The organism is Bradyrhizobium sp. SZCCHNS3052 (assembly GCF_032484495.1).
Lineage (GTDB): Bacteria > Pseudomonadota > Alphaproteobacteria > Rhizobiales > Xanthobacteraceae > Bradyrhizobium.
In genome coordinates, this window is sequence record NZ_JAUETB010000001.1 from 1,419,695 (window position 1) to 1,437,445 (window position 17,751).

At 66.2% G+C, this 17,751-nt stretch carries 14 protein-coding genes and 1 tRNA gene; 11 read left to right on the forward strand and 4 right to left on the reverse strand.

The genetic code is table 11. The annotated features are described in order from the left end of the window. Nucleotides 1–32: 32 nt before the first annotated feature. Complete coding sequence (locus tag QX073_RS06570) at nt 33–1,373, reverse strand: ABC transporter substrate-binding protein (RefSeq protein WP_315711956.1); 1,341 nt, start codon at nt 1,371–1,373, stop codon at nt 33–35. Between the two features lie 469 nt (nt 1,374–1,842). Between QX073_RS06570 and QX073_RS06575 the strand changes: the two genes are divergently transcribed. Together QX073_RS06575 and QX073_RS06580 are read left to right on the forward strand one after the other, a co-directional pair. Continuing rightward, nucleotides 1,843–2,487, forward strand: a complete 645-nt coding sequence (locus QX073_RS06575; RefSeq protein WP_316187150.1) for a Spy/CpxP family protein refolding chaperone — start codon at nt 1,843–1,845, stop codon at nt 2,485–2,487. A gap of 387 nt (nt 2,488–2,874) precedes the next feature. After that, the gene (locus tag QX073_RS06580) at nt 2,875–4,149 is read left to right on the forward strand and encodes a hypothetical protein (protein WP_316202346.1); all 1,275 of its coding nucleotides are present in this window, start codon (nt 2,875–2,877) and stop codon (nt 4,147–4,149) included. A gap of 134 nt (nt 4,150–4,283) precedes the next feature. Here QX073_RS06580 and QX073_RS06585 read toward each other — a convergent pair. After that, nucleotides 4,284–4,373: transfer RNA gene (locus QX073_RS06585), tRNA-Ser, on the reverse strand. 339 nt (nt 4,374–4,712) lie between these two features. Between QX073_RS06585 and QX073_RS06590 the strand changes: the two genes are divergently transcribed. Both QX073_RS06590 and QX073_RS06595 read left to right on the forward strand, forming a co-directional pair. Beyond that, nucleotides 4,713–4,967 carry a hypothetical protein gene (locus tag QX073_RS06590; protein ID WP_316167964.1) on the forward strand — a complete coding sequence of 85 codons (255 nt, stop codon included), beginning with the start codon at nt 4,713–4,715 and terminating at the stop codon, nt 4,965–4,967. A 332-nt stretch (nt 4,968–5,299) separates the two neighbouring features. Continuing rightward, the gene (locus QX073_RS06595; RefSeq protein ID WP_315827623.1) at nt 5,300–6,217 is read left to right on the forward strand and encodes a septal ring lytic transglycosylase RlpA family protein; all 918 of its coding nucleotides are present in this window, start codon (nt 5,300–5,302) and stop codon (nt 6,215–6,217) included. Between the two features lie 87 nt (nt 6,218–6,304). Here the strand turns inward: QX073_RS06595 and QX073_RS06600 are convergent, their stop codons facing one another. Further along, entirely contained in the window at nt 6,305–10,939 is a 4,635-nt protein-coding gene (locus tag QX073_RS06600; RefSeq protein ID WP_316225474.1) for a beta strand repeat-containing protein, read from the reverse strand. A 401-nt stretch (nt 10,940–11,340) separates the two neighbouring features. On the opposite strand from QX073_RS06600, the gene QX073_RS06605 reads away from it, so the two are divergent. From QX073_RS06605 to QX073_RS06620, 4 genes are all read left to right on the forward strand, one after another. Next, nucleotides 11,341–11,883 (forward strand): phage tail protein, encoded by a 543-nt coding sequence (locus QX073_RS06605; RefSeq protein WP_315751569.1) that lies wholly within the window; start codon nt 11,341–11,343, stop codon nt 11,881–11,883. Between the two features lie 83 nt (nt 11,884–11,966). Beyond that, a complete protein-coding gene (locus QX073_RS06610) occupies nt 11,967–12,494 on the forward strand; it encodes a phage tail protein (RefSeq protein ID WP_315751568.1) in 528 nt (175 codons plus the stop codon). A gap of 49 nt (nt 12,495–12,543) precedes the next feature. After that, nucleotides 12,544–13,092 (forward strand): phage tail protein, encoded by a 549-nt coding sequence (locus QX073_RS06615; protein ID WP_315751567.1) that lies wholly within the window; start codon nt 12,544–12,546, stop codon nt 13,090–13,092. A 55-nt stretch (nt 13,093–13,147) separates the two neighbouring features. Next, a complete protein-coding gene (locus tag QX073_RS06620; protein ID WP_315711946.1) occupies nt 13,148–13,624 on the forward strand; it encodes a GNAT family N-acetyltransferase in 477 nt (158 codons plus the stop codon). On the opposite strand, the gene QX073_RS06625 is transcribed toward QX073_RS06620, so the two are convergent. Further along, nucleotides 13,621–14,574: an alpha/beta hydrolase gene (locus QX073_RS06625; RefSeq protein ID WP_316167972.1), complete on the reverse strand. Its 954-nt coding sequence runs from the start codon at nt 14,572–14,574 to the stop codon at nt 13,621–13,623. The two genes, QX073_RS06620 and QX073_RS06625, sit on opposite strands and share 4 nt — an antisense overlap. A gap of 179 nt (nt 14,575–14,753) precedes the next feature. Here QX073_RS06625 and QX073_RS06630 point away from each other — a divergent pair, with 179 nt between their 5' ends. From QX073_RS06630 to QX073_RS06640, 3 genes are read left to right on the forward strand one after another with little or no spacing between them, the layout of a single operon-like run. Continuing rightward, complete coding sequence (locus QX073_RS06630; RefSeq protein WP_315827618.1) at nt 14,754–16,013, forward strand: D-alanyl-D-alanine carboxypeptidase family protein; 1,260 nt, start codon at nt 14,754–14,756, stop codon at nt 16,011–16,013. 4 nt (nt 16,014–16,017) lie between these two features. Next, nucleotides 16,018–16,698 carry a dTMP kinase gene (tmk, locus tag QX073_RS06635; protein WP_315827617.1) on the forward strand — a complete coding sequence of 227 codons (681 nt, stop codon included), beginning with the start codon at nt 16,018–16,020 and terminating at the stop codon, nt 16,696–16,698. Beyond that, entirely contained in the window at nt 16,695–17,735 is a 1,041-nt protein-coding gene (locus QX073_RS06640; RefSeq protein ID WP_316225475.1) for a DNA polymerase III subunit delta', read from the forward strand. The genes tmk and QX073_RS06640 overlap by 4 nt, the downstream gene beginning before the upstream one ends. The last annotated feature ends 16 nt before the right edge of the window (nt 17,736–17,751 follow it).

The following is a 17,751-nucleotide window of genomic DNA, read 5'->3' on the forward strand; positions in this document are numbered from 1 at the left end:
AAGCGGACCGCCGGCGTTGCTTCGAGCATGCCTCAGCTGCGCATGAAGCCCTCGCACTCGCCTTCGGCCCAGGCGAGGGTCGATTCCATCTTCTCGCCCTGGGCGTAGCGCAGGCACATCTTGGTCATCGTCGCCTGCGCATAGATCTGCTGCGCGATCTTGGGCGGAGCAGGGGAGGCTGCGATCGACAGCGTCTGGTGATTATAGGGGTTGGGATAGTGATAGAGGGTCCCCTTCGGCGGTCCCTCCTCCTGCCACACCTTGAGCGTCGTCAGCTTCTGATAGGCCGGCAGATCGTAGCCGCCGCTCGCCACCACCATCTTCTCGATCGATGACGGCTTCGACAGGTGCACGATCAGGCTCTTGGCCGCCTCCTTGTTCTTGGAGAACGACCAGATGCTCCAGAAGTAGGGCAGGAACGGCGCGAAGCGGCCCTTGGGGCCGGCCGGGAAGCCGTGAGTCCAGCACTGCTCGGCGATCTGCGGCGCGTCGCGCTTGGCCACCGCCCAGGCGCTCGGCGGATTCATGATCATCGCGCCCCTGCCCGAGACCAGCCATTTGTTGTTCGATGCGTCGTCCCACGAGGCGACATCCGGCGGCAGCGCCGCGATCAGCCGCTTGTAGAACTCGAGCGCCTGGCGCACGGCATCCGTCTTCACCGTGACATCGCCCTTGGCGTTGACGAGATCCGCGCCGAACGCCTGGAAGAACGCGCCGGCGGAGTCCACGCTGTCGGTGGTTTCGCCAAGCCCGATGCCGAACGGCACGCCAGCCTTATGGCAGGCCTCCGCCGCTTTCAGGAAGGTCTCCGTGGTCCAATTGTCGGCCTTCGGTGGAGATCCGGCCGGATACATCTCCTGCACGTCGATGCCCGCATGCTTCTTCATCAGATCGATGCGGGAGCAGGGACCCTTGATCTGACTGCCGACGCAGGCCGGCACGGCGAGCCATTTGCCGCCGGACTGTCCGAGATATTTGACGGTGCCGTTGACCTCGCCGTTCTCCTGGATGATCGGCTCCATGATGTCGTTGACCGGCTCCAGCAGTTCCGCATGCGCATGCGGCCACCAGGTCGGCATGGCGATCAGATCGTGGCCGGACTTCGCGGCGCCCTCGGCGGCGATCGTCAGCTCGATCTTCTTGCCCTGGCTGGTGATGTAGTCGATCTGAACCTCGACCTTCTCCTTGGCGGCCCACTCGTTGACGAGATCGGTCGAAGCCTGGTTGGCGCCCGGAACCCAATGGTCCCAGAAGCCGATCGAGAGCTTGCCGGCGGCGTGGGCGCCACGCACATAGGGCGCGGCAATCATGACCGCCGAGGTGGCAGCGGTCGCAGCAACGAATTGTCGGCGGTTCAGCTTCCTCCGTGACATGGCGTTCCCTCCCTGGTGAGCCAAGCATTCTGTCGATGCGAATCCGATTTGTTAGTTGTTGCGTCGCGTCATGCGCGCATGGATTTCGCTTGGATGCAATCAGAGCAGAATTGCGAGCGGCTGTCGAGAAAGCCGGTGAGGCGAATCCTAGAACTAATGGCGTGCACATTTCGTCGCAGGTTCCGCAACTGATTGCATCGCAGTGCTGAGCGTTGCAGTGCAAAGCGCGTCTCGGCCGAGCAGGAAGCCGAGAGGAACCAGTGCAGCTGGGCACGTCCGATGCATCGCGCCGCGTGCGGCAGATGGACTTGCGCGTTGCGGCAACGGTAGAATTCGTTGGAATCATGGTCGTCACGACCAGCGACTGCGCACGGAGCCTGAACTGATGATGATGAGCCCCGGCATCTGGCGCCGGTCTTTCCGGTGCATCGCAATAGGAGTGTCAATAGGCCTCATTGGCCTTGTGGGCCTGCCGCGTCAGCCTGCCGCGCAGGGCCTGTTCAAGGGCGTCGAGCAGGGTGCGCGCGAAGGCAACAGGGCGGCGGGCCCGGTCGGCGGTGTGCTCGGCGGCGCGATCGGCGGTGTCGTCGGCGTGGTCACCGGCGTGACCGGGGCGTTCACCGGCAACAGCGGCCAGCAGAGTGCGCAGCCCGAGGCGCCGCCGGCCGAGGGCAGGAAGGCGAAGCCTTCCAAGGCGACGAAGACGAGCAAGGTCGCCAAGGCGACGCCGATGCTGACGCAGCCGGGCGCCCCGCAACTCACGGCCGAACAGATCGTCGCCAACAGCGATAGCAATATCGAGCGCCTGAAGACCGGGCTGAACCTGACGGAAGAGCAGGCGAAGAACTGGGGTCCGTTCGCCAACGCGATGCACGCGCTCGGCCGCAACGGCGCGGATCGACTCGAGCTGCGCATCGCGCGGTCGAAGCGCGATCCGCCGGACGACATCGTCGAGCAGATGCGCAACGAGGCTCAGTTCCTGGTCGATCGTGCCGCCGACCAGCGCGCGGTGGCCGACACATCGGAACCGCTGTTCACCAGCCTCGACGACAAGCAGAAGCAGATCTTCATCGACGAGATGGTGCGCCTGAGTCGCGAGCGCGGGCTGGACTAGCTCAACGGAGTTGGCGTCGTCGCGGCCGTGCCCGTTGGCAGCAGCGGCGTGCCTTGACGCATGACCACCGCGCCCGCGCCGCATCGCGGTGTATTAATACCCTCAAATGGCCATTGGTCGCGCGGCATGCACATTTTTCGGGCACGAGCGGGCGCGGCTCGCGCAACGTGCCGGCCAACATCGCTGCCTCTGCAACCGAATTGCGATGCAGTTTGATGTACATTGCAATTGTATTACATGGAGAGCCGGAGCCGGCAGGGCGGTCTTCGCAGGCGTGCTGAATCGCAGCAGCGATCGGGCGGCTGACGATCAGCAGGCCGTTCGGCTCGATTTCTTGGAGGATTATTGTTGTCGAGAGTGCGACTGCGCCGGTGGATCGAGAACCGGTTGGGGATTGACACCGCCAGCACCGAAAGCCGCCTCGATGCGGATGTGAAACGCTTCGTCGATGCGCTGCAAGCGGAGTTGATCGCCGCGAAGGACGAGTCCGAGCGGTACAGGCGCATCACGGAAGAAAGGGGCGTGATCATGGGCCGCCTGCGCGACGAGCGCGACGGCTATAGGCTGGAGTGGGAGGCGGCGTCCGCGGAGCTTCGCCGGCTGGCGCGTAAGCGCCTGGCCGTGGTCTCGGACAATGGAGCGACGCGCCCCTCCGGCAATGGCCGCGACGCGGCCCTGAGGAATTCTCCGCCTTCCACGCTGCGGGTGCTGTGCGTCGGCACCGGCCGGGACGGCACGACGTCGCTGACGCGGATGATGCAGGAGGTGTTCGACAACCAGGGCAACGGCGACAGGGCCGTGCACGAATGGGCGTCGAGCGAGCTCAATGAGCTCTTCTGCCAGCTCAAGGAAACCAACGATCCCGGCTTCACGGATCAGATTCGTCAGACGATCCTCGATTGCCCCCATGCGTGCGTCGTCGGCAATGGTTATGCGGCCGTGCTGCCGATCATCGCCGAGCTCCTCGGCGATCAGGTCACGCTGGTGCATCTGCGCCGGCGTGACCGCGCGGCATGCATCGCAAGCCTGGTGGAGAATGCCGAGCTGTCGCCGCAGAACCACCTCTACTACGCCGACTCGCCGGCCGCGCAGCGCAAGCGTCCGACCGCTTTCCACTTCGGAGAGACGTCGAAGCAGCAATGGATGGATCTGTCGCTGGCCGACAAGTTCGGCTGGTACTACGACAAGACCCACGCCTTGATCGAACGCTACAAGAGCATGTTCCCGAACACGCTCTCCGTCGATACCGAGGACCTCAACGCGGACAGCGTGCGCCTCGCGCTGGCCCAAGCGGCCGGCAGTGCCGAGGCGCCGCGCGCCTTCCACGTCAACCGGTTCGTCGATCTGCGCCATGTGCCGCCCGATCGGCGCAGCTTCGTGCAGCGGCTGCTCGGCCAGCTCGACGTCCAGAAGCTCGCCCATGACGACCTGTACGGGCTGCGGCAGGTGCTCAACGAGATGATCTATCATCTCTCGCATTTTCCCGACGCGGCGCCGGGCGCGGTGGATGAGCTGCGCTGGACGCTGACTGAGATGCACGGCCTTCTCGACAGCCGCATCCGCGACGTTCGCGAACTGATGGAGCGGGTCGGCGTGCCGCCCGACGAGCCGAACGGTCACGGTGCGCCGCGAGCGATCAACGGCGCGCACATCAGCCACTGATCGGCGCCGCGACGCGGCGGGCAAGCCCAGCTGCTCAGCGGCGGGATTTCTCAGCCTGTCGCGTCTGCCAGTATCGATCCGTGAACGCCGGGCCAATCGGGCTGCCTGCAGTTTGCTGCCAGCAAATACGTGAATGGCGGAAGGGGTGGGATTCGAACCCACGGTACCCTTGCGGGCACGCCGGTTTTCAAGACCGGTGCCTTAAACCACTCGGCCACCCTTCCATCCGGCGTCGTGTCCGGGACGTCGGCGACGTCCACGCCACGGCGGCGCGGTATCGACGCGATCCTTGTTTAGGGTGCGGGCTTGCGGCTCGTCAACGGCGCATTCACGCCTGCCCGGACGGCCTCAGCTCAAAGCCCGCGCTCACCTGAGCGCAAAAGCCATCAGGCCGGAGCACAAGATTGCCGTGCTCAGCGCTGCCAGGGCGAGAAAGCTCCCCGAGAGCAGGTCTTGGTGTCGCAACGCTTGATGTCGTAAATCTTGGTGTCGCATGGGCCACCTGCTGCGGCTGCGCTACCGGTCCGATCTCGCACCGGCCGGAGAAAACCGAGGGCCGGGCGATGAGCGGTCTGGATGATCTGCTGGTCGAAACTGCCAGCTTCAGGGATGCTCCTGAAGTGTCGTTATTGAAGCGGACGCAAACATCGACGCGGACGAGAGCCGACCATGGCGTCGGCTGTCCGATCTGTCCGGACTCAGGCCCGCGAGCGGACGCCTTCAAACGCATGAGCAAGGAAGATCCCGGCGCCAACCAAGCCCATCACTGCCGTCATTGCTTCGATCATAGCGAACACACCCTGTTGCGCCCCACGTGAAGCAAACGACGTGCAGCCCTGCACAGTCAAAATGATTCAGGTCCCGGGAAATGAGAACACTCGTAGGTGAGGATTTCACGCAACATATGTGTCCAAAAAGGTGCACTCGCAACACGGAGGCACAGCGGAGTGCACGCCTGGGCGGCCACCGTCCACGTCACAACCGCAGGAAAGCTCCGGTTAACCACGGCGGTACCCACCCCATTTCCGCCGTGTTCGGGTTGCGTTATCCTTGCGCATTGAGTTGCGGGGATGCGACTCGGGGACAAGCCGGGACGCGCGGGCCTGATGGGAGGGCTCGGCTGCGACCGGCACATTGGTAATTGGGGTCGATGGGGATTGGTCAAACAGATCCGGTCGAGAGAGCGGTGCGCAGTGCCGTCGCCGTCCTCGCCTGCCTGATGGTCGCGAACTGCGCCTCTTCCAACAAGTTCGCCAGCAAGGTCGATCCGAAATACGGCGTGTCGTCGAGCCCGCGCGTCGTCGGATTCGGCGAGCCGGTGCCGAAGGGCGGTGGCGTCTACCGCATCGGCAAGCCCTATACCGTCGCCGGCAAGACCTATGTTCCCGAGGAGGACACCAACTATCGCGCCGAGGGCATGGCCTCCTGGTATGGCGATGATTTTCACGGCCGGCTGACAGCCAATGGCGAGGTCTTCGACATGACGTCGCTGACGGCCGCCCATCCGACGCTGCCGCTGCCGAGCTACGCCCGCGTCACCAATCTCGCCAACGGCAAATCGCTCATCGTCCGCATCAATGATCGCGGCCCGTACCACGGCAACCGGCTGATCGACGTCTCCAACAAGGCGGCCGATCTGCTCGAGTTCAAGGGCAACGGCGTCGCCCGCGTCCGCGTCGAATATGTCGGCCGCGCCCCTCTCGAAGGGTCCGACGATACCCAGCTGATGGCAACCCTGCGCACCGGCATCCCGGCGCCGGCGCCTTCTCTCGTCCGCGTCGCCTCCGCCCGGCCGTTCGTTCCCGAGATCGGCGCAGGCCGCCCGATTCGCGGCGAGGTCCCGCTGCCCGAGGGGCGTCCCTACACGCTCGGCAACACCTCCGCCGACCTGGCATCGGTTGCCGCGACGTCGGAGATGTCGGCCTCCAGCCGGACCCGCGGACGGAGCCTCGATAACCCGCGCGCGGTGTCCTACGATCAGGGCGGCCGATACGTGCCGTCATCGAGCGGCGCGGCGGACGGCGCTGACGAGGCCCGCGAGATCCTTGGCGGCCGCGGACTGTACTGATCTTCCATACGATCTCGCACGTCGAACCAGCCGCCCCAGCCGGGGCGGTTTCGATTCGAGTGCGCCGCCAACGGCTATTGGGAATGCCTATTGGGCGCTGAACGGCACCCTCGCCTTGGCCGAAAACGACCAGACGCGGGTGTTGCTGCCGATGCCGCCGAGCTCGGCACCGAGGCCGACACCGATGCCGCCGGCTGTCTGGATGCCGAGACCGCCGGTGGCGCGGGCCGACCAGCCTTGCAGCAGCGGCGTCGAGGCCAGCGCGCCGGCGGCGAGCGTGTTGGCATCCTCCCTGGTGAAGTAGTAGTCGCCGTACAGGCCGACGAACGGCGTCAGAAGAAGCCCGCTATCGAGCCAGGCGACAGGGTAGGCGGCGCGCAGGCCCCCCGACGCGCGGCCGCTGGCGAAATCATTGGTGCCCTGCCGCGTGCCCAGCGAGTCCGTATATGCGTTCTGGTGTTCCCACAATGCATAGACCTTGGTGGACGGCTCCAGCACCAGGCCGGCCCATTTATACGTGCCGGTCAGACCGGTGGAAACCATCCAGCGCTGGCCGCTGAAATTGCCCTGGGCGGTTCCGGCACTGCCGTCATAGCCGATGCCGGAATAGGCCACGGCTGCATCGAAGCGCAGCGTGGGAATGATCTTCCAGCCGAGATAGGCGCCGGTGGTCCAGCCGTCGCCCTTCAGCTTCCCGTTGATGTCCTGCTGGGTGTAGCTGAAGGTCTCGTAGCCGCCGAGCACGCCGACGAGGAAGTTCGGCGCGGCGCGGTAGGTCAATCCCATCGTGGCGTTGAGCTGCTGGCCATAGATCGAGGCTTGGCTGGCCTGGGTGACGCCGCCGATGCTGGTGCTGCCCCAGCGGTCGACGCCAGAACCGCGCACATCGGCCCACAGCAGCCACTCCTTCTGCTCGTGCCATTTCGGCGCGGCCTGCTTCCTGTCGCCACGATCGATTGCCGCGAACGCATCGTCGATCCGGCCGCGACCACGTCCACGTGGCTGGGACGCGCCCGGCAGCAGCGAGGAATAGGCGTTGCTGTCGCCGCTGCCAGCGCGGTCGCCGGCCGGGGACCGCTCGTCCTGATCGCGCGGATCGGCCGAGAAGTTGAAGCGCATGCGGGCATTGCCGGGCGTCAGGAACGAACCGCCATCGTTGAAGCCGTCGGCGATGGCGTCATCGATCGCGCCGGAGATCGCCTGCCCGGAATTCTGCGCGACCAGCTTGCTCACGGTCTGCTGCAGCGAGCGCAGCCGAACGCTGTCGACCGGCACGTTGACGGTCTGGGCAAGGCCGGGCGAGGTGCTCGCCGTGAACAGCGTGGTGCCGGCATAGCTCGCCGTGATCGTATGGCTGCCGACCGCGAGCGTCGAGGTGGCGAACGTCGCAACGCCGCCCGCCAGCGTCGCCGTGCCGATCGGGGTGCCATTGTCGTTGAAGGTGACCGTTCCGGTCGGCGTGCCGCCCGACGCTGAAACCGTGGCCGTGAAGGTCACGGGCTGCCCGAACTGGCTCGGGTTCTGCGACGAGGTCAGCGCGACCGTCGTGACCAATTGGCCCACCGACAGATTGAAGGTGGCATTGGCCGAGGCACTGTTGGTGTCGGTCACGGTCACCGTATACGTGGTCATTGCCGCCGGAACCGTCGGCGTGCCGGTGATCTGGCCATTGCTCGTGTTGAAGCTCAAGCCGGCCGGCAGGGCCGGTGAAACGGCAAACACCAGCGTGCCCGTACCGCCCGAGCCCGCGACCGGCGTGAATGGCGTCACCGCCTGGTTGATCGGCAGCGAGCTGGACGGCACGGCCGTCGTGGCCGTCACCGCACCATTGATGGTCAGGCTGAATGTGTTGCTCGCGGTCGCGTTGGCGGCGTCGGTCACGGTCACGGTGAATGTCGTCGCCGCGCTGGTCACCGTAGGCGTTCCGGAGATGCTGCCGTTGGCCGCATTGAGGGACAGTCCCGCGGGGAGCGTCGGCGAGACGGAATAGGCGAGCGGCGCGGTACCGCCGCCGCCCGTGACCGGCGTGAACGGCGTCACGGCGTGGTTCGCAGTCAGGGTGGTCGACGCGATCGCCTGGGTCGCGCTGACCGCGCCGTTCACCGCCAGGCTGAACGTATTGGTCGCCGTTGCAGTGTTGGCGTCGGTCACCGTGACCGTATAGGTCGTGGCGCTGCTGGTGGCCGTCGGCGTGCCCGTGATCGCACCCGAGGTCGTATTGAAGGCGAGCCCTGCGGGCAGCGCCGGCGCGATGCCGTAGCTCAGCGGCGAGGTGCCGCCGGCGCCGGTGATCGGTGTAAAGGAGGTCACCGCCGTGTTGACGGTCAATCCTTTGGACGCGATCGCCTGGGTCGCCGTCACGGCACCGTTGACGGCCAGGCTGAACGTGTTGCTGGCGCTGGCACTGTTGGCGTCGCTCACGGTGACCGTATAGGTCGCGGCCGTGCTGATCGCGGTTGGCGTGCCCGTGATGGCACCCGTCGAGGTGTTGAAGCTGAGCCCGGCGGGCAGTGTCGGTGCGATGCCATAGGTGAGCGGCGACGTGCCGCCGCCCCCGGTCACCGGGGTGAAGGATGTCGCGGCGACATTGACGGTCAGGGACTTGGCCGGGATCGACTGGGTGGCGCTGACAGCGCCGTTGACTGTCAGGCTGAAGGTGTTCGTGGCGGTCCCGTTGTTGGTGTCGGTGACGGTCACGGTGTACGTCGCGGTCGCCGCGCTCGTCGAAGGCGTGCCGGAGATCGCGCCCGTGGAGGCGCTGATGCTGAGGCCGGCCGGAAGGGACGGAGAGATCGAATATGTCAGTGTCCCCGTGCCGCCGCCACCGGTGACCGGGGTGAAGGCGGTGATGGCCTGGTTGGCGGTGAAGGTCCGCGAGGCGATTGCCTGCGTCGCGGTGACCGCGCTGTTCACCGTCAGGCTGAACGTATTGCTGGCCGTGGCAGTGTTGGCGTCGGTGACCGTGACCGTGTAGGTCGTAGCGCCGCTGGTCACGGTCGGTGTGCCGGTGATCGCGCCGGTCGAGGTGTTGAGCGTCAGGCCCGTCGGCAGCGCGGGGGCAACGCCGTAGGAGAGCGGCGGCGTGCCGCCCGATCCGGTCACCGGCGTGAACGACGTCGCTGCGGCATTCTGCGTCAGCGTCTTCGAGGCGATCGCCTGCGTCGCGCTCACCGGCCCATTGACGGTGAGCTGGAAGGTGTTGCTGGCGGTGCCGCCGTTGGAATCCGTCACCGTCACCGTGTAGGTGGTCGTGCTGCTGGTCACCGTCGGCGTGCCGCTGACCTGGCCGGTGCTGGTGTTGAAGCTGAGTCCGGTCGGCAAGGTCGGCGCGATGGCATAGGACCGCGGCGTTGTGCCGCCACCGCCGGTGACAGGGGTGAACGTCGTGATGGCCGTGTTCACGGTCACCGTGGCCGAGCTCACCGACTGCGTCGCGGTGACGGCGGTGTTCACCGTCAGGCTGAACGTATTGCTGGCTGTGGCACTGTTGGAATCGGTGACGGTCACCGTGTACGTGGTCGCGCCGCTGCTTGCGGTCGGCGTGCCCGTGATCGCGCCGCTGGAGGTGTTGAGCGAGAGGCCGGCGGGCAGCGCGGGCGCGATGCTGTAACTGAGCGACGGGGTGCCGCCGCCGCCGGTGACCGGCGTGAACGATGTCGCGGCCACATTCTGCGTCAGCGTCTTCGAAGCGACCGATTGGGTCGCGGTCACGGCCGAGTTGACTGTCAGACTGAACGTGTTCGAGGCGGTCGCGCTGTTCGCGTCGGTCACGGTCACGGTGTAGGTCGTGGCGCCGCTCGCGGCCGTCGGCGTGCCGGTGATCGCGCCGGTCGATGTGTTGAGCGTGAGACCGGTGGGCAGGGACGGTGACACGCTGTAGGTGTAGGCCGGGGTGCCGCCGCCGCCGGTGACCGGCGTGAAGTTGGTCGATGGTTGATTCTGCGTCAGCGTCTTGGAGGCAACGGACTGCGTGGCCGTCACCGCGCCGTTGACCGTGAGGCTGAAGGTATTGCTGGCGGTCGCGGAGTTGGCATCGGTGATCGTGACCGTGTAGGTGGTCGCGGCACTGGTGACCGTGGGCGTACCGGTGATGGCGCCCGTGGACGTGTTGAAGGACAGACCGGTCGGCAGCGTCGGGGCGATGCCATAGCTGAGCGGTGCGGTGCCGCCGGAGCCGGTGACCGGCGTGAAGGATGTCGCGGCGGTATTGACGGTCAGCGACTTCGACGCGATGGCCTGCGTCGCGGTCGGGCCGGGCAACGTGACGGTGATCGTGAACGAGGTGTTGGTGGTACCGGCGCCGCTACAATTGCCGGCGGTGTGCGAGCAGTCGCTCGCATAAAAGAGCGTGATGTTCTCGGTTCCCGATCCGGACAGCGAATCGATCCGGATAGTGTATTCCGGCACCTGCGTGAAGTCGCCGCCGATCGGCACGGGAATCAGGGTGTAGGTCGCCTTGGCGCCGGTGTAGCTGAGATTGGTGTAGCTCAGGCCGCCCGCCGTCATCGGGAGATTGTTGAACGCATCAATCGGCGGGCTGTTGGTGCCATTCGAGTGTCCGTAGAGACCCCAGAGCACCACGTCGTTGGTGACGCACAGACCGACGGCATTGCCGGCGCCCGTTCCGTTGATGGTGATGCTGGTGCTGGTGGTCGAGCCGGTCGTGAAGTTACAGGCCGCCTGCGCGCCCACCATCGAGGCGAGCATCAAGGCAAGAACCACCGAAACAAAACCCAGCGCACGCCGCAGAGGCGTGCATGCCGCATGAAAATTCCGGCGCCAAGTCCCGGTTGACAATTTGGTCGTGCCCCTTACGGCCCCTCATTGGCTGAGAGTGCCGCTGAAAAAAATTGGTTCGAAGAAATTTTGGTAACGCAATCGTAACCTTGGAGAAGCAGCGCCTTCCGGGCAAGTCGATTCAACCAGACCGGGCACGACTTCTGCTTGGCGTTGCATAGCGGCAACAGCGCAATCTACGGAACTTTATTGTCTTGACGGATCCGAGCGACGCAACCTAGACTTCTCCTACAGGTTGTTTCTCACGCTCTCAAAAATTTCAATGCGGAGGCTGTTTGATCAAGCCGCCGCCATTCGTTTCAAAATGACATTGGGGAGAGACGCGCATGCCGTTGACGCCTGTGTTGGGGCAGATCATGCCTTTTGCGGGATCTCAGCCGCCGAGAGGGTGGGCGTTCTGCAACGGCGCGCTACTCGCCATCCAGACCAACCAGGCGCTGTTCTCACTGCTCGGCACCTATTACGGCGGCAACGGCGTGACGACATTCGCGCTGCCGGATCTGCGTGGCCGGGCCATCCTCGGATCGACGGGCAGCTCCGGTCAGTTTCCCGCAGGGATGGTCAGCGGCGAAACGACCGTGACGCTGACCCTCGCTCAGATGCCGGCTCACAATCACCTGGTGCAGGCCTCGACGACCAATGGTGCCGGCCGAAGCGCGGGTCCCACGAACAATCTGTTCGGGACCAATACGCTGCCGGCGGACGATCCCAAGAAGATCTTCGCGACCGCAGGATCGGGCGAGGTCCCGCTGGCCGTGGGCACGAACATTCCCGAGATCGGCGGCGGGCAGGCGCACAACAACATGCAGCCCTACCTCGTGATCAACTACCTGATCGCGATGCAGGGCGTCTTCCCCTCGCGCAACTGAGCGTCTTCGGATCGATCGAATCCCCCCAGTTCCGCGCCGCGCCTGCTCTCGCGGCGCCCACGGCTCAATGAAAGGATGTCGGGATGTCAGACCCGTTTCTCGGTGAGATCAGGCTGTTCGCCTTTCCGCGCATACCGGACGGCTGGCTGGCCTGCGACGGCAGCTCGCTGTCCATTTCAAACTACGATGCGCTCTATACGATCCTCGGAACGACCTATGGCGGCGACGGCATCCAGACCTTCAACCTGCCCGATCTGCGCGGCCGCGTGCCGCTCGGGCAGGGCACGCCGCCCGGTGGCGCGACGTATGTGCTTGGCGAGGTCGCGGGCGAGGACGAGCACCTGCTGATCACGACCGAGTTGCCCGCGCATAGCCATGCCCTGCTGTCGTCGACGGTCACGGCCGACACGGCGATCCCCGGACCCACGGTCCATCTGGCGACCGCGTCCACCGGGAATCTCGATGCCCCCATCGCCGATGCCGGCACCTACTCGGTCATGGCGCCCTGCGTGGCCGCCGCGGGACAGAGCGTCCCGCACAACAACATCATGCCGACCGTCGTGGGCAACTACTGCATCTGCATCAACGGCGTCTATCCCTCGCCAGGCTGAGGCGTCGCGGTTCGACCGGCTTCATCGCACATTCTCGAGGAGAGACGACGTGTCTGATCCCTTTGTTGGCGAAATCCAGGCCTTTCCCTTCACTTTTGCAACCGGCGGCTTCAATAGTGCGTGGTTGCCGTGCTTCGGCCAGCTGCTTCCAATTCAGCAATACACGCCGTTGTTCGCCTTGATCGGCACCTATTTCGGCGGCAACGGCACGACCAACTTCCAGCTCCCCAATCTGAGCGGCGCGATCACCAACGGCCAAGGCGACGGACCCGGCCTGCAGCCCCGCGTGATCGGCGAGATGATGGGCAGCAGCACTGTCGGGCTGGTTTCGGCCGAAATGCCCGCGCACACGCATAACCTGCAGCTCGGCAGCAGGTCCGCGCCGAACGCGGCCCCCGGGCCGGGGACGCCCGGGACGATGGTGGCGATCGATCCCTCGTTCAACGGCTTCGTGGCGCCGCCGGCGAACGTCAACCTCGCTCCCAACGCGGTCACGACGTCCGGGCAGAGCATCCCGCACGACAACATGCAGCCGACCCAGGCACTGATCTGGTGCATCTGCTATGCGGGTATCTTCCCGTCGTTCAACAACTCCTGAGCCGAGCAGGCTCGGAGTGACGACCGGGAGCGAGATCGTCTCGCGGGATGTTCGCTTGCGGCTGCGGCCCGCCGAGACCGCCGACGAGCCGTTCCTGCGCGACCTATTTGGCTCCGTCAGAGGTGCGCAGCTCGCCGCGGCCGGTCTGCCGCCGGCGATGCTCGATCTCGTGCTGGCGCAGCAATATCGCGCCCAGGTCGCGGGCCACGCGGCGCAATGTCCGGCAGCGCAGTCGCTGATCATTCTCCGCGATGCCGCGCCGGTCGGGCGGCTGCTGCTCGACCGCGCGGCGTCGCGATGGCACGTGGTCGACCTCGCGCTGCTGCCGGGCGCGCGCAACGCCGGTGTCGGACGCGAGATCATGCAGGCGGTCGCAACGGCGGCACGGGAGCAGGGCGCCGACGTGCTCTCGCTCGCGGTCGCGACGACGAATGAGGACGCGATCCGGTTCTACGTGCGGCTGGGGTTCCGCGATGTGGCGGACGAGGCGATGGCGTCGCATCGCATGATGGAGCTGCCGCTCGCGCGCTAGCGAGCAGGAGCCACCTCGCGCAGGAACGCGATCAGCGCCGCATTCACCTCGGCAGAGCGTTCCTGCTGGATCCAGTGCCCGGCCCCCTCGATGATCAGCTTGCGCCGCAGATCCGGCAGAACTCGCGCCATGTCCTGGACGCGCTTGGCGCCGATCAGCCCGGTGACGACGGCGTCCGCGCTGCCGGCGATGAACAGCGACGGCTGGCGGATCTGCGCGTCCTGCCACGGCGCGGTGAGCTCCCAGTTGCGATCGATGTTGCGGTACCAGTTCAGGCCACCGCGGAAGCCGGAGGCGCCGTAAGCCGCGACGAACTCGGCGAGATCGTCCTCGCTCAGCCACGCAGGCAAAGGCAGATCGGGGGCGACGTCGCCGAGAAAGCCTTTGTCCGGTGCGACGAACAGCGACTGCGGATCGGAGAATCCGCGCGCCAGCATCGTGCGCATCGTCAGCGCCACGTCACGCTCGAGCTCGGCCTCCGCCACGCCGGGCGTTTGAAAATACTGCCAGTAGAAGTTCTCGATGCCGCCGGCACTGAGCGTGTCGAGCGGCCGGGCGCGACCGCGAAACGGGGAAGGGACGCTCAAGCCCGCGACGGCCGTGAACACGTCCGGCCGGAACAGCGCCGCATGCCAGGCCACCGGCGCGCCCCAGTCGTGGCCGATGATGACGGCCTGACGCTCGCCGAGCGCCCCGACCAGTCCGACCATGTCGCCGACCGTGTCGAAGATGGTATAGGCGCCGATATCCTCAGGCGCCTGCGAGCGGCCGAACCCGCGCATGTCGGGCGCCACGACGCGATAGCCGGCGGCGGCGAGGGCCGGGATCTGGTGCCGCCACGAATAAGACAGTTCGGGCCAGCCGTGGCACAGCACCACGAGGGGGCCTTCGCCCTGTTCGCGCACGAACAGCTCGATTCCGTTGGCCTTGATGATCCGCGTCGATGACACTGTTTCCACCCTCGATCGCTCGATTTTCGAGTTGGCCGTGTTGATTGCCGGCGCTCGACCTATCGCACCGCGCGACGGGCCGTGCAAATCCACGGGACAGCGGACGCATCCGCGGGATTGCCGAGTTGTTTGCGTCCCCCGCAACTGCTAGAATCCCAGTGCGCTCCAGAGCTTAGCCGATGAATTTCATGACCTTACCGCTGCGCCGCTCCGGTTTCACGTCCGGACGGGCGACGCGTGCGCTCATCGCCTTGACGGTGGCGGTTGCCGTCGGCTGGAGCGGCGCGCTGTACGCCGCCAACCAGAGCGTCCAGGGCGCGCGCAAGGAGGATGGCGGCTTCGACGGCGATGCGCCGACCGCGATCCTGATCGAGGCCAACAGCGGCAGTGTGCTGTTCGAGAAGAACGCGGACGAGCTGCGGGCGCCCTCCAGCATGATGAAGCTGATGACCGCCGAGGTGGTGTTCAACGCCGTCAAGGAGGGCACGATCAAGCTCAACGACGAATACCGCATCAGCGAGAATGCCTGGCGCCGGGGTGGGGCGCCCTCCGGCACCTCGACGATGTTCGCCGCGCTCAACAGCAAGGTGTCGGTGAGCGACCTCCTGCATGGCGCGATCATCCAGAGCGGCAACGACGCCTGCATCGCGCTTGCCGAGGGCATGGCCGGCAACGAGAAGATCTTCGCCGCCGACTACATGACCAAGCGGGCGCGCGAGCTCGGCCTCACCAAATCGACCTTCGCCAATTCCAACGGGCTGCCCGATCCCGGCAACAAGATGACGGTGCGCGAGCTCGCCATGCTCGCCCGGCACATCATCCTGGATTTCCCGGAGTTCTATAAGATCTTCGGCGATAAGGAGTTCACCTGGAACAAGATCCGCCAGCAGAACCGCAACCCGCTCTTGAACGCGATGGAAGGCGCCGACGGCCTCAAGACGGGTTTCACCAAGGAAGGCGGCTACGGCATGGTCGGCTCGGCCGTGCAGAACGGCACGCGGCTGATCGTGGTCGTCAATGGCCTGGAAGATTCCGAGGACCGCGCCACAGAGGCCAAGAAGATGCTGGAATGGGGCTTCCGCAATTTCGAGACCCGTACCCTGTTCGCCGCGGAGCAGCCGATCGGCTACGCCAAGGTGTTCGGCGGCGAGAGCCGCTCGGTCAAGCTGTCGAGCCCGGTGCCGGTCAAGGTCATGGTGCAGAAGAACGGCGGCGACAAGCTGATCGCCCGCATCGTCTACAGCGGCCCGGTCAGGGCTCCCATCGAGCCCGGGCAGAAGGTCGGGGTTGTCAGGGTCTGGCGCGGCCCCAATATCGCCATGGAGGCCCCTGTCTATGCTGCGGAGGCGGTGAGCAGGGGATCCACGATGCGGCGTGCGATCGATGGGGTCAGCGAGCTCGTGATCGGGATGTTCCGCGCCGGGGCCGAGAAGCTCTAGAGACATGGCGGAAGCAGCTTTGAAACGTGGTCCTGGCCGCGGCCGATTCGTCACCTTCGAGGGTGGCGAGGGCGCCGGAAAATCGACGCAGATCAAGATGCTGGCGGACCATCTGCAGAAAGAGGGTGTGCGCCTGGTGCTGACCCGCGAGCCCGGGGGATCGCCGGGCGCGGAGATCATGCGCCACCTTGTGCTGTCGGGCATGGGCAAGCTGCTGGGCCCGGAGGCCGAGACGCTGCTGTTCGCGGCCGCGCGGGACGACCATGTCCGCAACGTGATTCTGCCGGCGCTGAACCAGGGCAGCTGGGTGCTGTGCGATCGCTTCTTCGATTCGACCCGGGCCTACCAGGGCAGCCAGGGGAAGGTCGCGCCGGACGTGCTCAATGCGATGCAGCGGGTCACGATCGGCGACCTCAAGCCGGATCTGACCCTCATCCTCGATGTTCCCGTCGAGATCGGTCTGCAGCGTGCCGGGGCGCGGCGCGGCGCCGGAACCCCGGACCGGTTCGAAGGCGAAGACATCAAGTTCCACAAGGGGCTGCGCGACGCCTTTCACAAGATCGCGGCCGAGGATCCCCGGCGCTGCGTGCTGATCGACGCTACGGCGAGCGCGGAAACGGTCTCGCAGCTCGTTTGGGACGCCGTGCGCGAGCGCCTGTTCACGGAAGTGGCGGCGGCGTCATGAGCGCACGCAAGGTCGAGCCGGAGATCGCGGTCCGCCATCCACGCGAAACCACCGCCTTGTTCGGGCATCGCGACGCCGAGGCGGCGCTGCTGTCCGCCTACCGCAGCGGACGGATGGCGCATGCCTGGCTGATCGGCGGCCCACAAGGCATCGGCAAGGCCACCTTGGCCTACCGCATGGCGCGCTTCGTGCTGGCCCACCGCGATCCCACCACCGCCGAGGTGCGTGCCGCCGATTCGTTGTACGTCGACGCGGAGGACCACGTCGCGCGCCTGATCGCCTCCGAGGCTCATGGCGGGCTGCTCACCTTGGAGCGCTCGGCCAACGACAAGGGCGTCCTGCGCACCGTCATCACCGTGGACGAGACCCGTGAGACGATCTCGTTCTTCGGCTCGACGGCGGCGGTCGAGGGCTGGCGGGTGTGCATCGTCGACACCGTCGACGAGCTCAATCCGAACGCCGCCAACGCGCTGCTCAAGATCCTCGAGGAGCCGCCGCAGCAGTCGCTGTTCCTGCTGGTCAGCAACGCCCCGGCGCGGGTGCTCGCCACCATCAAGTCGCGCTGCCGCCGGCTGGCGCTGCGGGCGTTGTCCACCGACGACGTCGTCAGCGCCGCGGCCGAGGCCACCGGAATGGACGGAGCCGATCCGGCGCTGCGCGAGGCCGCCAGGGCCTCCGAGGGCAGCGTCGCCCGGACCCTCATGCTGTTGGGCGGCGACGGGCTGCAGCTGCAGACCCGGACCGCCGCGCTGCTCGCGAGCCTGCCCCGGATCGACCCGGGCGAGCTGCACGCCCTGGGCGATGCGCTCGGCACCAGCGACCGCGTCGCGCTGGCGAGCTTCCTCGACAGCATCGAGCGCTGGGTGGCGGAGCGGCTGCGGGCCGCAGATCCGAACGCGGAACTGCCGCGCCTTGCACGGCTGGCGGAGGTATGGGAAAAGATCGTCCGCGCCGCGCGCGACACCGAATCCTATAATCTGGAGCGAAAACCGCTGGTTTTCTCGGTGTTCGGGATGCTCGCCGAAGCCACGCAGTAACCGCGCCGACCATCAT

What these genes read in the sequence shown, in the direction of transcription:
- QX073_RS06570 (WP_315711956.1), bottom strand. Translation starts at nt 1,373, where the DNA reads ATGTCACGGAGGAAGCTGAACCGCCGACAATTCGTTGCTGCGACCGCT.
- QX073_RS06590 (WP_316167964.1), top strand. Translation starts at nt 4,713, where the DNA reads ATGAGCGGTCTGGATGATCTGCTGGTCGAAACTGCCAGCTTCAGGGAT.
- QX073_RS06595 (WP_315827623.1), top strand. Translation starts at nt 5,300, where the DNA reads ATGGGGATTGGTCAAACAGATCCGGTCGAGAGAGCGGTGCGCAGTGCC.
- tmk (WP_315827617.1), top strand. Translation starts at nt 16,018, where the DNA reads ATGGCGGAAGCAGCTTTGAAACGTGGTCCTGGCCGCGGCCGATTCGTC.
- QX073_RS06630 (WP_315827618.1), top strand. Translation starts at nt 14,754, where the DNA reads ATGAATTTCATGACCTTACCGCTGCGCCGCTCCGGTTTCACGTCCGGA.
- QX073_RS06640 (WP_316225475.1), top strand. Translation starts at nt 16,695, where the DNA reads ATGAGCGCACGCAAGGTCGAGCCGGAGATCGCGGTCCGCCATCCACGC.
- QX073_RS06605 (WP_315751569.1), top strand. Translation starts at nt 11,341, where the DNA reads ATGCCGTTGACGCCTGTGTTGGGGCAGATCATGCCTTTTGCGGGATCT.
- QX073_RS06610 (WP_315751568.1), top strand. Translation starts at nt 11,967, where the DNA reads ATGTCAGACCCGTTTCTCGGTGAGATCAGGCTGTTCGCCTTTCCGCGC.